The following is a 21,803-nucleotide window of genomic DNA, read 5'->3' on the forward strand; positions in this document are numbered from 1 at the left end:
GTTGCGGCGGAACATTTCCCAGGCCTCGGTAAAGGGATGGCGGGCCTGTTCCGGCGCTTCTTCGGGCAGGGTCACGGGTTCGCTCATCTCTTGCCCCCCACGCGCGGATCGACCAAACGCAAGGCCAGATCGGTCAGCAGGTTACCCACGATCACCACCAGCGCCGAAAAGAACAGGATGCCCAGGATCAGTGGGGTGTCGCGGGCCAGGATCGACTGAAAGGCCAGCGTGCCCAGACCCGGCCAGGAAAACACGGTCTCCACCAGCACCGCCCCCGACACCACGGCCGAAAGTTGTAGCCCCGCCAGCGTGATCACCGGCGACAGCGCGTTCTTCAGCGCGTGTTTATAGACCACCTGCCGCGGGCTCAGCCCCTTGGCCTTGGCGGTGCGCACATAGTCCGAGCCCAATACCTCCATCATCGCGGCACGTGACAGGCGCGAATAGAGTGCCAGAAAGATCGAGGCCAATGTCAGCATCGGCAAGACCAGGTGATGGGCGATATCCAGCGCCTGAACGAAGAAACCGCCCTCCACAGTGACATCGCGCATGCCCGCCACCGGGAACAGCGGCACCATCAGCGAGAACATCACCAACATCAGCAACCCGGTCCAGAACACCGGCGCCGAATAGCCAAACAGCGCCAGAAAGGTGACAAAATGGCTGAGAATGCCGTTTGGCTTGCGGGCCGAGAACACGCCCAGCACCACCCCCACCACAAGCGCCAGCAGCTGTGCCGAGATCACCAGAAGCAGCGTCGCCGGCAGGCGGCTGAGGATCAGGTTGGTGACCTTGTCGCTGTAGAAATAGGAATAGCCCAGATCGAATTGCAGCACATTGCCGATATAGCGGCCAAGCTGCACCAGGAACGGCTGATCCAGCCCGTATTCGCGCCGGATCTGCTCCAGCGCCTCGGCGTCGATGCCCCCGGCCGCCTGGGCAATGGTATCGGCCACGTCCCCTGGCGCCGCATGCATCAGCGAGAAGTTCAGCACCAGAACCGCAACCAGCAGGAGCGCGGCATAAAGAATACGTATCAGGGTGACGCGCAGAAAGTTCACCAGAAGACCCCGCCGTTCGGAATTGCCCCGGCGGACCAGCGCCGCCGGGGTCGGTGTCGCGGTCGCGTTACTCTTTCAGCCAGACCTGATCGAGCGGCGACGAGGTGGACCAGATGCCGTTCACCGGCGCGTTCATCACCTTGTTAGAATAGACCGTGTGATAAGGCAGCGTCTGGATGAAGTAGATCGGCACCTCGTCATTCACGATGCTCTGGAACTCGGCATAAAGCGCCTTGCGCTTCTCGGGGTCGTTCTCTTTGCCGGCCATGTCCAGCAACTCGTCCACCCGGGCGTTGGAATAGCCTTGGGTGTTGGACCACACGCCCTTGGCGATGTTCGAGGTCAGATAGGTGCGGTGCACCCCGATCGACGGGTCACCCCAGTTGAACACGGCGTCCCAGCTGAGGTCGAAATCCATCGTGCCCATGCGCTTGGCCCAGGTCGGGAAATCGGCGCTGGCGCGGACCTCGACATTGATGCCCACTTTTTTCAGCGCGGCGCGCACATATTCCACATGCGGCTTGGCCGAGGGCCAGCCATAGTCGATGCTGACCGCGAACCGCTCGTCCCCCTTCATCGGGTAACCGGCCTCGTCCAGCAGGGCATTGGCCTTGTCCAGATCCAGCGCATAGGTGTTGACGTCGGCGTTGTAGAACGGGCTGTCGGGGTGGATGCCAGTATTGGAATCCTGCACCGTGCCCTGCATCAGCGCGTTCTGGATGAAGTTCTTGTCGATCGCATAAGCGATGGCCTGGCGCACCCGCTTGTCGGCCAGCGGCCCCTTGGTGGTGTTGATCGCCAGCCAGTCCAGCGCACCGATGGCACCATAGCCGGTGGGTGTGACGGTCAGGTGATCGACCTTCTTCAGCCGGTTGATGATCAGCGGCTCGCTTTCAAAGGCACCGAAATCCAGCTCGCCGTTCTCATAGGCGATGGCGCGGGCGGAACTGTCGGTGATGATCCGCATCACGATCTTGTCCAGATACGGGCGCCCCTCGATGAAAAAGTCGTCGAACCGCTCCAGGATCACATGTTCGCCGTTCTTGTATTCGGCCAGCTTGAAGGGGCCGGACCCGACCACGTCCTCGATGTTGCGGGGATGCGTCTTGAAGTCCTGACCGTCGCCATAGATGTGCTCGGGGATGATCGACATCAGCTGACCCGACATGGCCAGCATCAGGCCCGGATGCGGATGGGACAGGTTCAACACCGCCGTATGTTCGTCCGGCGTGTCGACCGAGGTGACCGGCGCGAACATGGATTTGAACGGATGTGCCTCCTGGATCACCTTGACCGAAAAGGCGATATCGGACGAGGTGATCGGGTGGCCATCGTGAAACACCGCGTTCTTGACCAGATTGAGCGTGACCTTGAGACCGTCGGCAGACACCTCCCAGCTTTCGGCCAGATAGGGCTGCGGCGTCCAGCTGTCGTCATAGCGCAGCGGCGAGGCAAAGAGCTGGGCGCCCGGGAAACCGGTGACGATCCCCGACTGCACCGCCGAATTGAGGGTGCGCAGGTTGTTGCCAAGCTGTGTCTTGAGCGTGCCGCCCCGGCGCGGCTCCTCGGCTGTTGCGGTGGTTCCGACCAGAACAGACGCGACGGCGGTCGCGGCAATCAGGCCCTTGAACAGATGCTTCACGGGGTAGTCCTCCTGGTTGGGTCTTTTGTTATGGAATCGAGCGTAGCCGACCGATTCAGACCAAAAAACAGGATTAATTATGCCTCATTCTCACATTTTTCCGGGGAATGGCGGGGATGGCTGGACTGGGCAGCGCACCACGAGATCCTCGAACACTCCGCGATCCCTCAACTCGGTACAGCTTTGCACGAAGGCGCGCACCATCCGGGTTTGCTGTGCACCGTCCATGGTCGCGATGCCAAAAATCGGACTGAGCGGTGCATCGCGGATCGGCACGATACGATAGCGCGACGCGCTTTCGCGATAGTCGACGGGACGGATGTTGAGCAGCGAGAACCCGAAGCCTCCCGCCACCAGCGCGCGCACGATTTCCGAGGAACGGGTGGAATGGGCGATGTTGGGCGTGAGACCCAGCGCCTCGAACATGCCGACGAAATAATCGCGCGTATGCGGCAGGTCGAGCATCACCATCGGCCGGGTCGCCAGTTCGGCAAAGGTCGTGCTGGACTGGCCCGCCAGCGGATCGTCAACCGAAACCATCGCATAGGGCGGCGCCTCGAACAGCGGCTCGAAACGGCAGCGGTCGCTCAGCACCTGGGAATAGGTAAAGGCGACATCGGCTTCGCCCTCGTCGAGGAATTCCATGATCCGGGCCATGTTCCCTTCGAGCAGCTGGATCGAGAGATCGGGAAACCCCTCGGTGATCGCGCGCAGGACAGGCGGCAGGAACGAGGGGGCGGCGGTGGCATAACAGGCGATGCGGACGGTGCCGCGCGTCAGCCCGCCCAGCGAGCTCAGTTCCTCTTCGAACTGGTGCGACTGGTGGATGAACCGGCGGATCAGGCCCAGCGCGTCGCGCCCCGACGCGGTGGCGCGGATGCCGCGCGCCGGGGTGCGCACGAACAGGTCGAAGCCCAGCCCACTTTCCAGCGCGTCGATGGCTGCGGTGATCGAACTTTGCGAGATGTTCAGCTCTTCAGCCGCCTTGGCAATCGACCCCGACCTGTCCGCCGCCTCGACATAGCGTAACTGTTTCAGGGTAAAGTTCAGCATGGGCTTCCCCTAAAAATCCGACCTTAGCCCCCAGTTAATTCCATTTTTTCAACGAAAGAAAGCGCCCTAAGCTCAGGCTGTCAGACAGGGAGAGCCTCATGGCCGAGACGATCATCTATGCTGCCCGCAAAATCATCACCATGGCGCCCTCTCGCCCCGAAGTGAGTCACGTGGCGGTCCGTGACGGGCGTATCCTGGGCATCGGAACGCTCGAGGAGCTGGCCAGTTGGGGCGACTACCGGCTTGACGACCGCTTTGCCGACAAGGTGTTGATGCCCGGCTTTGTCGAGGGGCATGCCCACACGATGGAGGGCACACTCTGGCGCAACGTCTATGTAGGGTGGTTCGACCGGATGGACCCCGAGGGCCGCGTCTGGCCCGGTCTGAAATCCATCGAAGCGGTGGTGGCGCGGCTGCGCGAGGCAGAGGCACAGATGAGCGGGCCCGAAACGCCGCTGGCGGCCTGGGCGCTTGACCCGATCTATATGGAGAACCGCCGGGTGACCCGGCTAGAGCTGGATCAGGTCTCGACCACCCGGCCGATCGGCATCCTGCATGCCTCGGGCCATATCATGAATGTCAACACCCGCGCGCTGGAACTGGCCGGGCTGATGAAACCCGGGGTGAACCATCCTGGCATTCCGCTGGGCGAGGACGGGCTGCCGCTTGGCCCGCTTTACGGCCCCGACGCGATGACACCGGTGGGGCCGCATGTGGGGTTCGACCGGGCGATGACCGATTGTGACGAGCGGGGCCTGCGCGACTATGGCAAGCTTTGCGTGCGGGCGGGGGTAACCACCTGCACAGATCTGGCCGCCCGCCTGACCGATGACAGCGTCGACATGATGCTGCGGGTCACCGCAGAGGACGACTATCCCGCCTGTATCGTGCCGCTGCGCGTGTTCTTTGGCATGAGCGCCGAAGAGATCGTCGACTATTGCGTTTCACTCAAGCCGCGCTCGACCGAGCGGTTGCGGCTGGGGCGGATCAAGGCGGTGGCCGATGGCTCGATCCAGGGGTTTTCCGCGCGGCTGCGCTGGCCCGGATATTACAATGGCGCGCCCAACGGACTGTGGTACACCGCACCCGAGCAGATGTCCGACCTCTATCACAGGGCACTGGCCGCTGGGCTTCAGGTGCATACCCACACCAATGGCGATCAGGCCACCCAGATGGCGCTGGACATGCTGGAACCCGCGCTCAAGGCGCATCCCAGCCCCGACCACCGCTTTACCCTGCAACATTGCCAGATGGCCGACGCGGCGCAGTTCCGCAAGATGCGCAGCCTGGGCATGAATGTGAACCTGTTCGCCAACCACCATTTCTATTGGGGGGACGAGCATTACCGGCTGACCGTGGGACCCGAACGCGCCTGCCGGATGAATGCCTGCCGCACCGCGCTGGATACCGGCGTGCCCATGGCCATTCACTCGGACGCGCCGGTCACTCCGCTGGGGCCGCTCTTTACCGCCTGGGCGGCGGTCAACCGGATCACCGCCTCGGGCCGGGTGCAGGGCGAAGAGGAGCGGATCAGCGTTTCCGAGGCGCTTTACGCGATCACCCTGGGCGCCGCCTATACCCTGCATATGGATGGCGAGGTCGGCTCGATCGAGGTGGGCAAGCGGGCCGATTTCGCGGTGCTCAACAGCGACCCGACCCAGGCCGACCCGATGGCGCTCAAGGATATCGGGGTCTGGGGCACGGTGCAGGGCGGGCGCATCTTTCCGGCATCGGCGCTTTGATGGCGCCGCTTCCGGTCACCGTCATCGGCGGCTATCTGGGTGCCGGCAAGACGACGCTGGTCAATCACCTGTTGCGCCATGCGGCGGGGCGGCGGCTGGCGGTACTGGTCAACGAATTCGGCGACCTGCCCATCGACGCCGACCTGATCGAGGCCGAAGAGGACGGCATGATCTCGATCGCGGGGGGCTGCATCTGCTGTTCCTTCGGCAGCGACCTGATCGGCGCGCTCAACGATCTGGCGGCGATGGAGCCGCGTCCCGAACATATCCTGGTGGAAAGCTCGGGCGTGGCGATCCCCGGTGCCATCGTGGCGACCATGCTGCTGGCCGAAGGTATCCGATCCGACGGGATCGTGGTGGTGGTTGACGGCGAGACCGTGCGCCAGCGCGCTCAGGACGATTATGTCGGCGACACCATCACCCGGCAGCTTTCGGATGCCGAGATCGTGGTGGTGAACAAGACAGACCTGATGGCGCCTGCGGCTCAAACCCAGTTGATGGAATGGCTGGCCGAGGCCGCCCCCGGCGCGATTGCCATCCCGGCCGAACGCGGTCGGGTGGCGCCCGGCGCGCTGCTGGGCGTGCTGCCCGCCCCCGGCGCGGGCCAGCCCGCTGACCATTCCGACCGCCTGTTCGAAAGTGTGGTATTGGCCCCGGAAGGAGGCCAGCCAGTCGAGGAGCTGGCCCGCGACCTGGCCACCGGACCCCACGGGGTGATCCGCGCCAAGGGCTATCTGCGCGACGTCGACGGGGCATTGTGGCTGATCCAGACCGTGGGCCGCCGGTGGGAGGTCACCGCCGCGCAAGGCCCGCATGAAACGGGCCTTGTCTGCATCGGCTTTCGCGACCGTCTGGACCGTGACGGCCTGGCCGAACTGGCCGGGGTCACGGCCTGAGACCCCTCACATCTCCTCGACGTCCACCACCCCGTCGAGCGACTTAATCGCGCCCTTGATCTGGTGGCAGAATGGAAACTCTTCTCGATAGCGTAACTGACTACATTCTGCCAAAAGAGGCGCCGCGATTTGGCGCGTATCGACGTGCCGGCGAAAATGCAGGCCACTGCGGGCCTCGCTTCGCATTGCCGACAGCCGTATATCCCAAGGAACTGCGTGGTCTCGGCTCGGAGGCAAGTCCATTGGCCGCCTCGCAGGATTCAAAATCCTTTCGGCGGGCGGGGCTTTTTCCAGTCTGTTGGCACAACAACAAGAAGCAGAGCAAGTGCTACAACCAACAGTTCGGGAAAACCACTAATGTCGACGGGCTCACCCAGCACGGCTTCCCATAGTACCGGAACCAAAGCGTGGATCGAGAGATAGAAAAGAAAAATGATGACCACACTACCCGTCCCCGGGACTCCTATGTCACGGAGACGTCTTGCGATTGTCGCCAACATCAATAGCGCCAATATGAACAAGACAAACAAGCCAAGAAAAAAATACGATAAAAAGGTCTCTTCACCGGCCAATGCTATAGCAAGCGCTAGCCGTACAACTTGAAAAGCGGTTGGGGCAGTAATCGCCACAAGGATCAGCATTGTGACAGCATATTGAGGCCGCGAAAGGCGACGGTTTCTCCATGCATGCAGGGTGCCTCGGAAAAAACCACTGATTTCTTTGTCGAAGGTCGGTTCGTCAGACATGAGGGCAAGCAGGTTATCATGAATTGTACCGCGTCTGGCATTGAAATCCCTAAGCAACGACAGATCAGGCTTTTATCGTGAGTTCATCACATGAGAATGGACGTCGTCGACTGGAGGTCGAAGACATTTCAGAGGTCAAGAACAGCGACTAGACCGGACCCGACTATATCTCCTCGACGTCCACCACCCCGTCGAGCGACTTGAGCGCGCCCTTAATCTGCGGGTTCAGGGGAAACTCCTGCCCCAGATCCATCTCGACCTCGCCCGGCAGGCCCGGATCCATCAGGCAGAGCTGCACCGGCCCCCGCGCCGCATTGCGGGCAGCCTGCGCCGCCTCGGCCAGGATATGGGCCACCGTCTCGACCGCGCCGGCGCTGTCCATGAACACCCGCAGGCCGGTGGCACCGGCCTCGGCCACCACCGCATCGGCAGGGCCGACCGAGCGGGCCAGCAACTTCAGCTGGTCGGCTTCCATCGTCGCCTCGGCGGTCAGCACCACATGGGAGCCGGTTTCGAGGAATTCGCGGCTTTTCTCCAGCACGTCCGAGAACAGCGTGACCTCGAAGGCGCCGGTCGGGTCGGACATCTGGGCAAAGGCAAAACGGTTGCCGCGCGCCGATTTGCGCTCTTGCCGCCCGGCGACGACACCCGCCATCTTGGCCAGCACCGGACCCGAGCGCGCCTGTTCGGTGACCTCGTCCAGCGTCAACACACCCTTGCGTTTCAGCGAGAGCATGTAGTCGTCGAGCGGGTGACCCGAGAGGTAGAAGCCGATGGCCTTGAACTCTTCCGACAGGCGCTCGGCGGGCAGCCAGTCGGGTGCCTGCGCCAGACGCGGTTCGGGCAGGTCGTCACCCGCCTCGCCAAAGAGCGAGACCTGGTTCGAGCTTTTCTGCTCGAAAATAGCGCCGGAATAGGCCATCAGCGCCTCGATACTGTCAAAGACGCGGCGGCGGTTGGGGTCGAGCTGGTCAAAGGCCCCGGCGCGCGCCATCATCTCTAGCGGGCGCTTGCCGACCCTTTTCAGGTCCACCCGGCGAGCGAAATCGAACAGATTGACAAAGGGACGCTCTCCGCGCCCCTCGACCACCAGGCGCATCGCCTCGACGCCCACGTTCTTGAGCGCGCCCAGCGCATAGACCAACTCTCCGTCTACCACGTCGAACGTGGCCTGGGACCGGTTCACGCAGGGCGGAACGTAAGGCAGGCCCAACCCCTTGCGGACCTCTTCGAAATAGACCGCCAGCTTGTCAGTCAGGTGGATATCACAGTTCATGACACCCGCCATGAACTCCACCGGATGGTTGGCCTTGAGCCAGGCGGTCTGATAGCTGACCACCGCATAGGCGGCGGCGTGCGATTTGTTGAAACCGTAGTTGGCGAATTTTTCGAGCAGGTCGAACACCTCGGAGGCCTTCTTGGCATCGACGCCGTTCTCTGCCGCGCCCTTTTCGAACTTGGGCCGCTCGGCGTCCATCGCCTCCTTGATCTTCTTGCCCATGGCCCGGCGCAGCAGGTCGGCGCCGCCCAGGCTGTAGCCCGCCATCACCTGCGCGATCTGCATCACCTGTTCCTGATAGACGATGATACCCTGCGTTTCCTCAAGGATGTGATCGATCAGCGGATGCACCGAAGTGATCTCGCGCAGCCCGTTCTTCACCTCGCAATAGACCGGAATATTCTCCATCGGGCCGGGACGATAAAGCGCCACAAGGGCCACGATATCCTCGATACAGGTGGGCTTCATGCGCTTGAGCGCATCCATCATGCCCGAGCTTTCCACCTGGAACACCGCCACCGTCTTGGCCGCCGAGTAGAGCTTGTATGTCGGCACGTCGTCCAGCGGGATGGCGTTGATCTGGTTCTCGGCGCCCTCGGCGGGCTCGTAAAGCTGCCGCCCGTCGGCGGCCACATGCAGCGGACGCCCAGACTTGAAGATCAGATCCATCGCGTTCTGAATCACGGTCAGGGTCTTCAGGCCGAGAAAGTCGAACTTGACCAGACCCGCCTGTTCCACCCATTTCATGTTGAACTGGGTCGCCGGCATGTCCGAGCGCGGATCCTGATAGAGCGGCACAAGCGCGTCCAGCGGCCGGTCGCCGATCACCACGCCGGCGGCATGGGTCGAGGCGTTTCTGAGCAGCCCCTCGACCTGCTGGCCATAGGTCAGCAGCCGGTCGACCACCTCTTCGTTGCGGGCCTCTTCACGCAGGCGCGGCTCGTCTTTCAGCGCTTTCTCGATGCTGACCGGCTTGACCCCCTCGACCGGGATCATCTTGGACAGACGATCGACCTGGCCATAGGGCATCTGCAACACCCGCCCGATGTCGCGCACGGCGGCCTTGGACAGCAGCGCACCAAAGGTGATTATCTGGCCCACCTTGTCGCGGCCGTATTTCTCCTGCACGTAGCGGATCACCTCTTCGCGCCGGTCCATGCAAAAGTCGATATCGAAGTCGGGCATCGAGACCCGCTCGGGGTTCAGGAAGCGCTCGAACAGCAGCGAATAGCGCAGCGGATCAAGGTCGGTGATGGTCAGCGCATAGGCGACCAGCGAGCCCGCACCCGAACCCCGCCCCGGCCCCACCGGAATATCATGATCCTTGGCCCATTTGATGAAATCGGCCACGATCAAGAAGTATCCGGGAAAACCCATACCCTCGATGATATCCAACTCGAAATCGAGCCGTTTCTGATACTCCTCGGGGCTGACCGCGTGCGGGATGACGGCCAATCGCGCCTGCAGGCCCTCGTTGGCCTGGCGCCGCAGTTCCACGACCTCGTCATCGGCAAATTTCGGCAGGATCGGGTCGCGGCGATAGGCCATGAAGGCACAACGCCGCGCGATCTCGACGGTGTTCTCGATCGCCTCGGGCAGGTCGGCGAACAGGGTCGCCATCTCTTGCGGCGATTTCAGGTAATGCTGCGCGGTCAGGCGGCGGCGGCCCTCGGCCTGATCCACATAGGCGCCGTCGGCGATGCAGATCAGCGCGTCATGCGCCTCGTACATGCCGGCCTCGGGGAAATAGACATCGTTGGTGGCCACCAGCGGCAGACCCTTGGCATAAGCCATTTCCACATGGCCGCGTTCCGTCAACCGTTCGGCTTGGGGAGCCCCATCCTCTCCCGGATGGCGCTGCAACTCGATATAGAGCCGGTCAGGAAATATCGCCGCTAGCCGGTCCACCAGCGCTTCGGCCGCCGGGCGCTGGCCCTGCTGCAACAGGCGCCCGACCGGACCGTCCGGCCCGCCGCTGAGACAGATCAGCCCGTCGCCCAGCGCGTCCAGCTCCTCCAGCGTGACCTGCGGCAGTTGCCCGCCCTTGTCCACGTAAAGGCAGCTGTTCAGCTTCATCAGGTTCTCATACCCGGCCTCGCTCTGCGCCAGCAGAACAAGCGGCGCCGGTGGCTTGGGCTTTTCCCCGGGCATCGTTTCGACATAGGCCAAATCCATCTGGCATCCGATGATTGGCTGAATACCCGCCCCGCTGGCTGCGACCGAAAACTCCAGCGCCGCAAACAGGTTGTTGGTATCAGTCACCGCCACTGCCGGCATGCCCATCTTGTCGCAGAGCGCAGGCAATTTCTTGAGCCGAACCGCGCCTTCGAGGAGCGAGTATTCGGTGTGAAGACGAAGATGGATGAATCGGGGATCACTGCTCATACCCGCGACGATAGGCGATCCGGTTCAGAGGCGCCACGGCGGATGCTTTGCAACTGGCAAAAAGCCCGATTGCGGGGACAAACGAATGGCTTAGCCAGATGGCAGGGTTCTCTTTGTCGCCCATGTCCCCGTGGTTCTGGTCCTCACCTCTTCCCTTGTCGGCCTTTTCGCGCAGCTTGCGGACGGCGCCCCAGGCATGGGGTTCGGCATCATCTCGGCCTCGATCCTGCTGGCGCAGGGCGTGCCGCCGCCGCTGATCTCGGTCAGTGTAAACGCCACCAAGACGCCCACCGAGATCATTGCCATCCTGTCCTTTAGTCTCAGCTGCAATATCGACAAGGCTCTGTTCCAGCGTCTTGCGCTGGCGGTCGGGATACTGGCCAATGTCATCGGCCTGTCTCGGAGCGCCAGATTGTTCTGATACGAGCGGCAAGGTCGGAAACTACCGTCAATCTCCCAAACAGCCAGAGATGATTATTCGTCAAAACCGGAAGGTCTTTCAAAGTCATTTTCCAGCCACCTTGGCAAATAGATGATTCAAATGAGTAAATTTTAGCGCCGAGGCCCCCTCTTGCGACAAGTTGTCGAAAATTGCTGCATTGCAGATTGAGTTTTTCTTGCCAGACAACGGTTCCGGTTTCTAACCTTCCTGTCAGACAACAGCCCGGCCCCTTTCTACGTCGCATCGAAGGTGGGCAGTCATGGGCCAACAGGGTAACGCGACCGGTTTCACAGGATGGACATCTCGTTTCTTCTGAATGGAGAGACAGTCACGCTGGCAGGGGTCGACCCCACGGCGACACTGCTCGATTGGCTGCGCGAGGCACGCGGATTGACCGGCACCAAGGAAGGCTGCAACGAGGGCGATTGCGGCGCCTGCACCGTGGCCGTCAGCGATGCCGATGGCACCCACGCGCTGAACGCCTGTATCCTGTTTTTGCCGCAGCTTCATGGCAAGGCGGTGCGCACGGTCGAAGGGCTGGGCGGCAGCCATCCGGCGCAACAGGCCATGGTCACCCATCACGGCAGCCAGTGCGGCTTTTGCACGCCGGGCTTCGTGATGTCGATGGTCGCGGGCCATGCCGAGGGCGCCACCGACCACGACACCCAGTTGGCTGGCAATCTCTGCCGCTGCACCGGCTATGCCCCGATCATCCGCGCCGCCCGCGCGGTCGAGGATGCGCCCAAACCTGAGTGGCTCCATAGCGATCGTGCCTTCATTTCGCCGGAAATACTCCGGGGGGAGGCCGCAGGCCGGGGGGCAGAGCCCCCCCCCCCCCCCTCCTCCTCCGATGAACTCGCGGAACTCTATGCCGCCCACCCAGACGCCACGCTGGTCGCCGGAGCGACCGACGTGGGCCTCTGGGTCACCAAGCAGTTGCGCGACCTGCCCAAGGTCATTTTCCTCTCTGGCTGCGCCGATCTGAAAGAGATCGAGATCACCGACACGCATGTGCGCCTAGGCGCCATGGTGGACATGAACCGAATGCGCGACGCCGTAGCACCCCTGCACCACTCCTATGGCGAGATGATCCGCCGCTATGCCAGCGTGCAGGTGCGCAATGCCGCCACTGTCGGCGGCAACATCGCCAATGGCTCGCCCATCGGCGACAACCCGCCCGCGCTGATCGCGCTGGGGGCGACATTGCATCTGCGAAAGGGTGACACGCGCCGCGACTTGCCGCTCGAGGCGTTCTTTCTCGAGTACGGCAAGCAGGACCGCGAGCCGGGTGAATTTGTCGAGGCGGTGAGCTTCCCGCGCCAGCCCGACCGGCTGAAATGCTACAAGCTGTCCAAGCGCTTCGATCAGGACATCTCGGCCGTCTGCGGCTGTTTCAACATCACCGCCGAGGGCGGCACCGTCACCGCCGCCCGCATCGCCTTTGGCGGTATGGCGGGCATCCCGAAACGCGCCCGCGCGGTCGAGGCGGCGCTGATCGGCCAGCCCTGGACGCAACAGGTTGTTAACGCGGCCCTGCCAGAGTTCGAGGCCGATTTCACCCCGATGTCGGACATGCGCGCCTCGGCCCGCTACCGGATGGAGACCGCCAAGGCGATGCTGCGCCGCTATTACGCCGAGGATCAGGGCCATTTGGCCAATGTGCTGGAGGTACGGGCATGAGCGTCGCCAAACCCCTGCCGCATGACGCGGCACCGCTGCATGTGGCCGGCACCGCCCGCTATGTCGACGATATCCCCACTCCGCGCGACACGCTGCACCTCGCCTTTGGCCTGAGCACGATCGCCAAGGGGCGGATCACCGCGATGAACCTCGAAGAGGTGAGGAGCGCCCCCGGCGTGGTGATGGTGATGACGGCCGATGACCTGCCTTTTGCCAACGATGTCTCACCCTCGGTCCACGACGAGCCGCTGTTGTCGGACGGTACCGTTCATTATGTGGGGCAGCCGCTTTTCGTGGTGGTGGCCACCAGCCACCTGGCCGCGCGCAAGGCGGTACGGCGGGCACGGATCGACTATGCCGAGGAACCCGCGATCCTGACCATCGAACAGGCGCTGGCGGCCAACAGCCGGTTCGAGGACGGGCCGCGCATCTATGAGAAAGGCGATGCCGAGGCGGCGATTGCCGGGGCGACGCATGTGATCGAAGGCACGTTCGAGCTGGGCGGGCAGGAGCATTTCTATCTCGAAGGTCAGGCCGCGCTGGCCCTGCCCGGCGAGGGCGGTGACATGCTGGTGCACAGTTCCACCCAGCACCCGACCGAGATTCAGCACAAGGTTGCCGAGGCTTTGGGCGTGCCGATGCACGCCGTCCGGGTCGAGACCCGCCGCATGGGCGGCGGTTTCGGCGGCAAGGAGAGCCAGGGCAACGCGCTGGCGGTGGCCTGCGCCGTGGCGGCGCGCGCCACGGGGCGTGCCTGCAAGATGCGCTATGACCGCGACGACGACATGGTGATCACCGGCAAGCGCCACGCCTTCCGCATCGCCTATCGCGCCGGATTCGACACGGAGGGGCGGATTCAGGGCGTCTCCTTCCTGCATCACGCGATCTGCGGCTGGGCGCAGGACCTGTCGCTGCCGGTGGCGGACCGGGCGATGCTGCATGCGGACAATGCCTATCTGTTGCCCAACGCCCGGATCGAAAGCCACCGGCTGAAGACCAATACCCAGTCCGCCACCGCCTATCGCGGGTTCGGCGGGCCGCAGGGCATGGTCGGGATCGAGCGGGTGATGGATCATGCCGCGCATGTGCTGGAGATTGACCCGGTCGAGTTGAGGCAGCGCAATTATTATGCCGCGCCGACGGGGGGCTCTGCCCCCCACACCCCCCGGAGTATTTCCGGCGAAATGAAGGAAAACACCACGCCCTATGGGCAGTTGGTCGAGGATTTCGAGCTGCACGGGATGACCGAGGCGCTGCTGGCATCGTCGGATTACGCCGCGCGCAAGGCGGCGGTGGCGGCGTGGAACGCGGCCAACCCGATCGTCAAGCGGGGCATCGCGTTTTCGCCGGTGAAGTTCGGCATTTCGTTCACCCTGACCCATCTGAACCAGGCGGGCGCGCTGGTACATGTCTATCAGGACGGGTCCGTGCATCTGAACCATGGCGGCACCGAGATGGGCCAGGGCCTGTTCCAGAAGGTGGCGCAGGTGGCCGCAAGCCGGTTCGGCATTCCGCTGGAGATGGTGAAGATCACCGCCACCGATACCGCCAAGGTGCCCAATACCTCAGCCACGGCGGCCTCGTCGGGGTCGGACCTGAACGGCATGGCGGTCAAGGCCGCCTGCGACACCATCCGCGACCGGATGGCGGCGTATCTCGCCGAGCGGCATCAGGCAGAGGTCGCCTCGGTCCGGTTCGTGGATGGGCACGTCGAGGTGGGCGAGGCGCGCTATAGCTTTGCCGAGGCGGCGGCGCTGGCCTATCAGGGGCGGATCAGCCTGTCGGCGACGGGGTTCTACAAGACGCCCAAGATCGAGTGGGACCGCATCCAGGGACGCGGGCGGCCGTTTTACTACTTTGCCTATGGCGCCTCGGTGACCGAGGTGGCGGTGGACACACTGACCGGCGAATACCGCATCCTGCGGACCGATATCCTGCATGATGCCGGGGCCTCGCTGAACCCGGACCTGGATATCGGCCAGGTCGAGGGCGGCTATGTGCAGGGCGCGGGCTGGCTGACAACCGAAGAGCTGGTCTGGGACGATCACGGGCGGCTCAGGACGCATGCGCCCTCGACCTACAAGATCCCGGCCTGTTCGGACCGGCCCGAGGTGTTCAACGTGGCGCTTTGGGACGGGCAGAACCGTGAGGACACGATCTACCGGTCCAAGGCGGTGGGCGAGCCGCCGTTCATGCTGGGCATCTCGGCCTGGCTGGCTTTGTCTGATGCGGTGGCGTCCTGTGGCGATGCCTATCCGGCGCTGAATGCGCCCGCGACGGCGGAGGAGGTCTGGAAAGGCATCCGGAGGCTTGGCGATGGCGTTTGAGCTGGAGGGACTGCGCGCGGCGGTGGCCGAACATGGGCCAGTGTCCCGGGTGGTGATCGCGGCGATCAGGGGATCGTCCCCGCGCGAGGTGGGCGCGGCGATGCTGGTCTGGCAAGACGGCCAGTCGGGCACCATTGGCGGCGGCGCGCTAGAGTTTCAGGCGGCCGAGGCGGCGCGCGCCGGTCGGCTTGGGCTGAGCCGGCATGCACTGGGGCCGGAGCTGGGCCAATGCTGTGGCGGGGCGGTGACGCTGTTGACGGAAAGCTGGGACGCGGCGCGGATTGACACGGTCGATGGCACGGTGGTCGCGCGGCCCGCGCTGCCGTTTTCCGGCGCGGAAAACGGACCGGAAACCTTGCAGGTTTCCGGCGCACCTCTCACGATCAAGCGCCTGCTCGCACAGGCGCGCGGACAGGGATTGCCTCCTGAACCTCAACTGATTGACGACTGGATGGTTGAGCCTGTCCTGCAACCCTCCCGGCAATTGTGGATCTGGGGTGCCGGCCATGTCGGCCGGGCGCTGGTGAATGCGCTGTCCCCGTTGCCCGACTTCGCCATCACCTGGGTCGATACGGCACCCGAACGGTTTCCCGAAACGATACCCGACGGGGTTACCCGACTCCCCGCGGCGCGGCCTGCCGATCTGGTTGTCTATGCGCCGAAAGAGGCCGAGCATCTGATCCTGACCTATTCGCACGAACTGGACCTGGAACTGTGCAACCGGTTGCTGCGGCGCGATTTTGCCTTTGCCGGGCTGATTGGCTCGGCTACCAAATGGGCGCGATTCCGGTCGCGGCTGGCCGCGCTTGGTCACGCGCCGCAGCAGATCGGTCGCATCACCTGCCCAATCGGCGATCCCGCCCTGGGCAAACATCCCGCCAGCATCGCCATTGGCGTTGCCGCCCGACTCTTGAGCCCGGCGCATAGCGAAACGACAAGGAAGGAGCTGAGCGCGTGAGCAAACCACTTCTGAGCATCAAGGGGCTGACCAAGGCCTATCCCGGCGTGGTCGCCAACGACAATGTCAGTTTCGACATTGGCGAGGGCGAGGTACATGCCCTACTGGGTGAGAACGGCGCGGGCAAGTCCACGCTGGTCAAGATGATCTATGGGCTGGTCAAGCCCGACAGCGGCAGCATGACCCTGCGCGGCGCGCCTTATGCGCCGCCCGAGCCGCGCGCGGCGCGCGCTGACGGGATTGCCATGGTGTTCCAGCATTTCTCTCTGTTCGATGCGCTGAACGTCGCCGAGAATATCGCGCTGGGGATGGAGAATCCGCCCGCAATGGGCGATCTGGCCGCGCGCATCCGCGAGGTAAGCGAGACCTATGGCCTGCCGCTTGATCCGTTCCGCACGGTGGGCGACCTGAGCGCGGGCGAGCGGCAGCGGGTCGAGATCATCCGCTGCCTGCTCCAGGACCCCAAGCTGCTGATCATGGACGAGCCGACCAGCGTGCTGACGCCGCAGGAGGTCGAGATCCTGTTCCAGACGCTGCAAAAACTGCGGTCCGAGGGCACCTCGATCCTCTATATCAGCCACAAACTGGAGGAGATCCGCACGCTTTGCGACCACGCGACCATCCTGCGGCTGGGCAAGAACGTGGGCGAATGCACCCCGCGAGAGACCTCGGCCCGCGACATGGCCGAAATGATGGTGGGCACGGCGCTGAAGACGCCGGAACGGTCGGGCCGGGAGTTCGGCGAGATCGCGCTGGATATCTCGGGCCTGTCGGTGCCCTCGCCCAGCGAATTCGGGACCTCGCTGAAAAATGTGCATATGACGGTGCGCAAAGGCGAGGTTCTGGGCATCGGCGGGGTTGCGGGCAACGGGCAGGACGAGCTCTTGGCCGTCTTGTCGGGCGAGATCCTGACGGCCGCGGACGCGGTCAAGAAGGATGGCCAGCCGGTGGGCCGGCTGGGCCCGGTGGCGCGGCGGCGGTTGGGCCTGCTGACGGCGCCCGAGGAGCGGCTGGGCCATGCGGCGGCGCCCAATATGAGCCTGACGGAAAACGCGCTGCTCACCGGATCGGTGCGCGAGGGGCTGGAAAGCAACGGGTTCCTGAAATGGGCCGAAACGCAGGCATTCGCAGAGAGGATCATCAAGGAATTCGACGTGCGCACGCCGGGGCCGGAAAACGCGGCGCGCTCGCTCTCGGGCGGCAACCTGCAAAAATTCGTCATCGGGCGCGAGGTGTTGCAGAACCCGGACGTGCTGGTGGTGAACCAGCCCACATGGGGTGTGGATGCATCGGCGGCCGCCGCGATCCGGCAGGCGCTTCTGGATCTGGCGGCCAAGGGCACGGCGGTGGTCTGCATCAGCCAGGACCTGGACGAGTTGATGGAGATCTCGGACACGTTCGCGGCGCTGAACGAGGGGCGGCTGAGCGCGCCGCGCACCACTGTCGGGCTGACCGTGGACGAGATCGGCCTGATGATGGGCGGCGCCCACGGGATGGAGGTGGCGCATGTCTGACCTTTCCCCCGACAACAAGAAGAACAGGGAGACGCGCGCATGATCGTGCTGGAGAAACGTCCGCAGCCTTCGCGCACATGGTCAATGGCAACGCCGCTGGTGGCTGTGCTGGCGACGATGATCTGTGGCGGGCTGCTGTTCGCGGTACTGGGCAAGAACCCGGTCGAAGCGATCGGTACCATTTTTTGGGAGCCGCTGTTTGGCGAATATGCGTTCTACTATCGCCCACAACTGCTGGTGAAGGGCGCCCCGCTGGTGCTGATCGCCATCGGCCTCTCGTTGGGCTTTCGCGCGGGTATCTGGAACATCGGCGCCGAGGGACAGTATATCATGGGCGCCATCGTGGGCGCCGGTGTCGGGCTGGCCTTCTACCCGATGGAGGCCTTCTATATCTTTCCCCTGATGGTACTCGCGGGTGCTTTTGGCGGCTGGGTCTGGGCGATGATCCCGGCGTTCCTGAAGGTTCGGTTCGGCACCAACGAGATCCTGGTCTCGCTGATGCTGGTCTATGTGGCCGAACAGTTCCTTGCCTCGATGTCGCTGGGCCTGTTGAAGAACCCCGAAGGCTTCGGCTTTCCCGGCTCGCGCAACCTGCAATCCTATGCCAGCGCCCATAATGCCGAACTGATCGAAGGGTCCGGCATGCATTGGGGCGTGGTGGCGGCGTTTATCGCTGTGATCTTTGCCTATGTGCTGCTCAACCGGCACATGACTGGGTTCCATATCCGGCTGACCGGCGAGGCGCCGCGCGCGGCGCGGTTCGCAGGCGTGAAACCGGCCCGGCTGATCCTGTTTTGCCTGGGCATGTCCGGCGCGCTGGCAGGGCTGGCGGGGCTGTTCGAGGTCTCGGGCCCCTCGGGTCAGGTCAGCATCGATTTCAACGTGGGCTATGGCTTCACCGCGATCATCGTGGCCTTTCTGGGCCGTCTGCATCCGGTGGGCATCCTGCTGGCCGGGGGGCTGATGGCGCTGACCTATATCGGCGGCGAGATCGCGCAGGGCAGCCTGGGCCTGCCCGCGGCCGCGATCCAGGTGTTCCAGGGGATGCTGCTGTTCTTCCTGCTGGCGCTGGATCTGTTGACCAATTACCGCATCCGTGCGGCCCGCAAAGAGGTGGCGTGAACCATGGACCTGTCTGCAATCAATCCCGTCCTGCTGGTGGCCTCTCTGATGGTCGCCGCAACCCCTCTCCTGCTGGCCGCCATTGGTGAGCTGGTGGTGGAAAAGGCCGGCGTTCTGAACCTCGGTGTCGAGGGCATGATGATCACCGGCGCCATCTGCGGCTTTGCCATCTCGGTCGAGACCGGCTCGCCCTGGCTGGGCTTCATCGCCGCCGCCATCGGGGGGGCCATCCTGTCGCTGCTCTTTGTGCTGATGACCCAGGTGGCGCTGGCCAACCAGGTCGCCAGCGGTCTGGCACTAACGCTGTTCGGCCTGGGGCTGAGCGCGCTGATGGGACAGTCCTATGTCGGCATCAAACCGCCCGCGATGGGGCGGCTGGACCTGCCGGTGCTGAGCGATCTGCCGGTCGTGGGGCCGATCCTGTTCAGCCATGACCCGATCCTTTACCTTGGCATCCTGCTGACCGGCGCTGTCTGGTGGGTTCTGAAATACAGCCGCGCGGGCCTGATCCTGCGCGCGGTGGGCGAAAACCACGATGCCGCCCATGCGCTGGGCTACAAGGTGATCCGCATCCGCGTTCTGGCGATCCTGTTCGGCGGTGCCTGCGCAGGGCTGGGCGGCGCCTATATCAGCCTGATCCGGGTGCCCCAGTGGACCGAGGGCATGACCGCCGGTGTCGGCTGGATCGCGCTGGCACTGGTGGTGTTTGCCAGCTGGAAACCCTGGCGCGCGCTGCTCGGTGCCTATCTTTTTGGCGGCGTCACCGTGGTCCAGCTGAACCTTCAGGCGGCGGGCGTTGCCATCCCGGTCGAGTATCTGGCAATGTCGCCCTATCTCATCACGATCCTTGTGCTTGTGATCCTTTCCGCGGACAAGAGCGGTGCGCCTGCCGCACTTGGACGCAGCTTCCACGCCTCTCATTGACGAGGGGCCAACCACAACGAATCTGCAAACGAACCATAAAGGGGAGTCACTACATGAAATTCACCTCACTTCTCGCAAGTGCCGCAATGGTGCTGGGTCTGGCGACCGGCGCCATGGCGGAGGACAAGACCAAGGTCGGTTTTGTCTATGTCGGACCGGTCGGCGACGGCGGCTGGACTTATGAGCACGACAAGGGCCGCCAGGCCGTCGAGGCGGAATTTGGCGACAAGGTCGAAACCGTGTTCGTCGAAAGCGTGCCCGAAGGCCCCGATGCCGAGCGGGTGATGACCCAGATGGCGCTCGAAGGCGCCGATCTGATCTTTACCACCTCGTTCGGTTACATGGACCCCACGATCAACGTGGCCAAGAAGTTCCCGAAGGTGAAGTTCGAGCATGCCACCGGCTACAAGCAGGCCGAGAACGTGTCGGTCTATTCGGCCCGTTTCTATGAAGGCCGCGCCGTGCAAGGCACCATCGCCGGGCGCATGACCAAGTCGAACATAGTGGGTTACATCGGCTCCTACCCGATCCCCGAAGTGATCCGGGGCATCAACTCGGCCTTCATCCACGCCCGCAAGGTGAACCCGGACGTCCAGTTCAAGATCGTCTGGGCCTATACTTGGTTCGACCCGGCGAAAGAGGCCGATGCTGCCAAGGTGCTGATCGAACAGGGTGCGGACGTGATTCTGCAGCACACCGACTCGACCGCGCCGCAGGCAGCCGCGCAGGCCGCCGGCAACGTGATCACCTTTGGCCAGGCCTCGGACATGAGCGAATATGCCCCGATGCCGCGCGTCAGCTCGATCATCGACAACTGGGCGCCCTATTACATCGCCCGCACCAAGGCGGTAATGGATGGCACCTGGACCAGCGTAAGCACCTGGGACGGCATTGGCCCTGGCATGGTTGGCATCGGCGAGATCTCGGACGCGGTTCCGGCCGATGTGAAGGCCGAGGCGTTGGCGCTGAAGGATGCGATCGCAAACGGTTCCTACCATCCGTTCACCGGCCCGCTGAAAAAGCAGGACGGCTCGGACTGGCTGGCAGAAGGCGAGACCGCCGATGACGGTACGCTGGCGGGCATGAACTTCTACGTCGAAGGCATCGAAGGCGACATCCCGAACTGATCCCCGTTCTGATGACTGAACCAAAGGCCCCGCCCCGGCGGGGCCTTTTTCTTTGCGGCCTGTACCGCCGGGCCAAGAAAATTCGTCGAATTTTCTTGGCCGTTCCACCCGGCTCTGATCGGCAAAAACGCGCCAATGCGTGTATGATGGTCCGGTTTTCCCGCATAGGGTGCGACCCGTTCAGCGTGTACCCTGTCCCTGCCCCATACGTATTTTCAGGGGTGGCATTTTCATAAAGGAGACTGACATGGCACGTTTTGTTGTCGATACCGGCAATCTGGAAATGGACAAGACCACCGAGATGGAGCTTCAGGGCGAAATCCAGAAGCTGGTCCTTGGCCATATCGCCCGCACCGGGTTCGAGAAGCCCTGGGTGACCAAGTTCCCCCGCGACTGGTACGGAATCATCCTGCACCCCGAACTCGACCCGTTGCTGGAGCGGGAAAAGCAGATGGGCAACATGCTCGCCCGCCTGGGGTGAGGCCGATGTCCAGCCCCGACAGAACCTGCCCGAGCGCGCGCTGCGCGCCGGGCAACCAGCTCTTGGGCGTCAAGGGGTCGGACGGGCATGTGCGCCATCTGCGCAGTTCCATGACCATCGACGCCGATTTCGTCGAAACCGCCTCTGCCCATGGCAAGCCCGAGGCGCGCATGCGCTTTTCCTCCCCCTGCGCGACCTCGGGCTGTGCGCAATGGACCGGCAGCCGCTGTAGCGTGATCGACCATGTCCTAGCACATCTGGATCAGGCGCAGGTGCCGCCGGCCGGTCACCTGCCCCCCTGTCCGATCCGGGGCACCTGCCGCTGGTTCGACCAGACCGGCGAAACCGCCTGCCGCGCCTGCAGCATGGTGATCACCGATCAGTCGGCCATTGCCGCCGAATAGGAAAGGGGCCGGAAACGGCC

The 21,803-nt window shown here is 63.7% G+C and carries 17 protein-coding genes; 12 read left to right on the top strand and 5 right to left on the bottom strand.

Annotated elements, in window-relative coordinates:
- Positions 1-83: 83 nt before the first annotated feature.
- The 3 genes from AC2FL1_RS19245 to AC2FL1_RS19255 form a co-directional block, all read right to left on the bottom strand.
- Positions 84-1,061, bottom strand: a complete 978-nt coding sequence (locus AC2FL1_RS19245) for an ABC transporter permease (protein WP_011046412.1) — start codon at positions 1,059-1,061, stop codon at positions 84-86.
- A gap of 67 nt (positions 1,062-1,128) precedes the next feature.
- Positions 1,129-2,703 carry an ABC transporter substrate-binding protein gene (locus AC2FL1_RS19250; RefSeq protein WP_496877990.1) on the bottom strand — a complete coding sequence of 525 codons (1,575 nt, stop codon included), beginning with the start codon at positions 2,701-2,703 and terminating at the stop codon, positions 1,129-1,131.
- A gap of 90 nt (positions 2,704-2,793) precedes the next feature.
- A complete protein-coding gene (locus AC2FL1_RS19255; RefSeq protein WP_496877991.1) occupies positions 2,794-3,756 on the bottom strand; it encodes a LysR family transcriptional regulator in 963 nt (320 codons plus the stop codon).
- Between the two features lie 98 nt (positions 3,757-3,854).
- Here AC2FL1_RS19255 and AC2FL1_RS19260 point away from each other — a divergent pair, with 98 nt between their 5' ends.
- Positions 3,855-5,498 (top strand): amidohydrolase, encoded by a 1,644-nt coding sequence (locus tag AC2FL1_RS19260; RefSeq protein WP_496877992.1) that lies wholly within the window; start codon positions 3,855-3,857, stop codon positions 5,496-5,498.
- The gene (locus tag AC2FL1_RS19265) at positions 5,498-6,394 is read left to right on the top strand and encodes a CobW family GTP-binding protein (RefSeq protein ID WP_496877993.1); all 897 of its coding nucleotides are present in this window, start codon (positions 5,498-5,500) and stop codon (positions 6,392-6,394) included. Before AC2FL1_RS19260 ends, AC2FL1_RS19265 begins: the two co-directional genes overlap by 1 nt.
- A 260-nt stretch (positions 6,395-6,654) precedes the next feature.
- On the opposite strand, the gene AC2FL1_RS19270 is transcribed toward AC2FL1_RS19265, so the two are convergent.
- Complete coding sequence (locus AC2FL1_RS19270; protein WP_496877994.1) at positions 6,655-7,140, bottom strand: DUF805 domain-containing protein; 486 nt, start codon at positions 7,138-7,140, stop codon at positions 6,655-6,657.
- A gap of 163 nt (positions 7,141-7,303) precedes the next feature.
- Entirely contained in the window at positions 7,304-10,804 is a 3,501-nt protein-coding gene (dnaE, locus tag AC2FL1_RS19275; protein ID WP_496877995.1) for a DNA polymerase III subunit alpha, read from the bottom strand.
- Between the two features lie 196 nt (positions 10,805-11,000).
- Here dnaE and AC2FL1_RS19280 point away from each other — a divergent pair, with 196 nt between their 5' ends.
- The 10 genes from AC2FL1_RS19280 to AC2FL1_RS19325 all read left to right on the top strand — a co-directional run bounded on the left by AC2FL1_RS19280 (position 11,001) and on the right by AC2FL1_RS19325 (position 21,783).
- Positions 11,001-11,225: a hypothetical protein gene (locus AC2FL1_RS19280; protein WP_496825872.1), complete on the top strand. Its 225-nt coding sequence runs from the start codon at positions 11,001-11,003 to the stop codon at positions 11,223-11,225.
- A 315-nt stretch (positions 11,226-11,540) separates the two neighbouring features.
- Complete coding sequence (xdhA, locus tag AC2FL1_RS19285) at positions 11,541-12,926, top strand: xanthine dehydrogenase small subunit (protein WP_496877996.1); 1,386 nt, start codon at positions 11,541-11,543, stop codon at positions 12,924-12,926.
- Positions 12,923-15,253, top strand: coding sequence for a xanthine dehydrogenase molybdopterin binding subunit (xdhB, locus tag AC2FL1_RS19290; protein ID WP_496877997.1), 2,331 nt, complete (start codon positions 12,923-12,925; stop codon positions 15,251-15,253). Before xdhA ends, xdhB begins: the two co-directional genes overlap by 4 nt.
- Positions 15,243-16,211, top strand: a complete 969-nt coding sequence (gene xdhC, locus AC2FL1_RS19295; RefSeq protein ID WP_496877998.1) for a xanthine dehydrogenase accessory protein XdhC — start codon at positions 15,243-15,245, stop codon at positions 16,209-16,211. Before xdhB ends, xdhC begins: the two co-directional genes overlap by 11 nt.
- Complete coding sequence (locus tag AC2FL1_RS19300) at positions 16,208-17,725, top strand: ABC transporter ATP-binding protein (protein WP_496877999.1); 1,518 nt, start codon at positions 16,208-16,210, stop codon at positions 17,723-17,725. The genes xdhC and AC2FL1_RS19300 overlap by 4 nt, the downstream gene beginning before the upstream one ends.
- A 39-nt stretch (positions 17,726-17,764) precedes the next feature.
- Positions 17,765-18,847: an ABC transporter permease gene (locus AC2FL1_RS19305; protein ID WP_496825882.1), complete on the top strand. Its 1,083-nt coding sequence runs from the start codon at positions 17,765-17,767 to the stop codon at positions 18,845-18,847.
- 3 nt (positions 18,848-18,850) lie between these two features.
- Complete coding sequence (locus tag AC2FL1_RS19310; RefSeq protein ID WP_234137497.1) at positions 18,851-19,771, top strand: ABC transporter permease; 921 nt, start codon at positions 18,851-18,853, stop codon at positions 19,769-19,771.
- A gap of 53 nt (positions 19,772-19,824) precedes the next feature.
- Positions 19,825-20,898, top strand: a complete 1,074-nt coding sequence (locus tag AC2FL1_RS19315; protein ID WP_496825884.1) for a BMP family ABC transporter substrate-binding protein — start codon at positions 19,825-19,827, stop codon at positions 20,896-20,898.
- 247 nt (positions 20,899-21,145) lie between these two features.
- Positions 21,146-21,379 (top strand): hypothetical protein, encoded by a 234-nt coding sequence (locus tag AC2FL1_RS19320; protein ID WP_234137495.1) that lies wholly within the window; start codon positions 21,146-21,148, stop codon positions 21,377-21,379.
- A gap of 5 nt (positions 21,380-21,384) precedes the next feature.
- The gene (locus tag AC2FL1_RS19325; protein ID WP_496825886.1) at positions 21,385-21,783 is read left to right on the top strand and encodes a hypothetical protein; all 399 of its coding nucleotides are present in this window, start codon (positions 21,385-21,387) and stop codon (positions 21,781-21,783) included.
- Positions 21,784-21,803 lie beyond the last annotated feature (20 nt).

Source organism: Ruegeria sp. YKSF070 (assembly GCF_059612725.1).

Coding starts and splice junctions, on each gene's coding strand:
- AC2FL1_RS19255 (WP_496877991.1), bottom strand. CDS start 3,756: ATGCTGAACTTTACCCTGAAACAGTTACGCTATGTCGAGGCGGCGGAC.
- AC2FL1_RS19260 (WP_496877992.1), top strand. CDS start 3,855: ATGGCCGAGACGATCATCTATGCTGCCCGCAAAATCATCACCATGGCG.
- AC2FL1_RS19265 (WP_496877993.1), top strand. CDS start 5,498: ATGGCGCCGCTTCCGGTCACCGTCATCGGCGGCTATCTGGGTGCCGGC.
- AC2FL1_RS19270 (WP_496877994.1), bottom strand. CDS start 7,140: ATGTCTGACGAACCGACCTTCGACAAAGAAATCAGTGGTTTTTTCCGA.
- dnaE (WP_496877995.1), bottom strand. CDS start 10,804: ATGAGCAGTGATCCCCGATTCATCCATCTTCGTCTTCACACCGAATAC.
- AC2FL1_RS19280 (WP_496825872.1), top strand. CDS start 11,001: ATGGGGTTCGGCATCATCTCGGCCTCGATCCTGCTGGCGCAGGGCGTG.
- xdhA (WP_496877996.1), top strand. CDS start 11,541: ATGGACATCTCGTTTCTTCTGAATGGAGAGACAGTCACGCTGGCAGGG.
- xdhB (WP_496877997.1), top strand. CDS start 12,923: ATGAGCGTCGCCAAACCCCTGCCGCATGACGCGGCACCGCTGCATGTG.
- xdhC (WP_496877998.1), top strand. CDS start 15,243: ATGGCGTTTGAGCTGGAGGGACTGCGCGCGGCGGTGGCCGAACATGGG.
- AC2FL1_RS19305 (WP_496825882.1), top strand. CDS start 17,765: ATGATCGTGCTGGAGAAACGTCCGCAGCCTTCGCGCACATGGTCAATG.
- AC2FL1_RS19310 (WP_234137497.1), top strand. CDS start 18,851: ATGGACCTGTCTGCAATCAATCCCGTCCTGCTGGTGGCCTCTCTGATG.
- AC2FL1_RS19315 (WP_496825884.1), top strand. CDS start 19,825: ATGAAATTCACCTCACTTCTCGCAAGTGCCGCAATGGTGCTGGGTCTG.
- AC2FL1_RS19320 (WP_234137495.1), top strand. CDS start 21,146: ATGGCACGTTTTGTTGTCGATACCGGCAATCTGGAAATGGACAAGACC.
- AC2FL1_RS19325 (WP_496825886.1), top strand. CDS start 21,385: ATGTCCAGCCCCGACAGAACCTGCCCGAGCGCGCGCTGCGCGCCGGGC.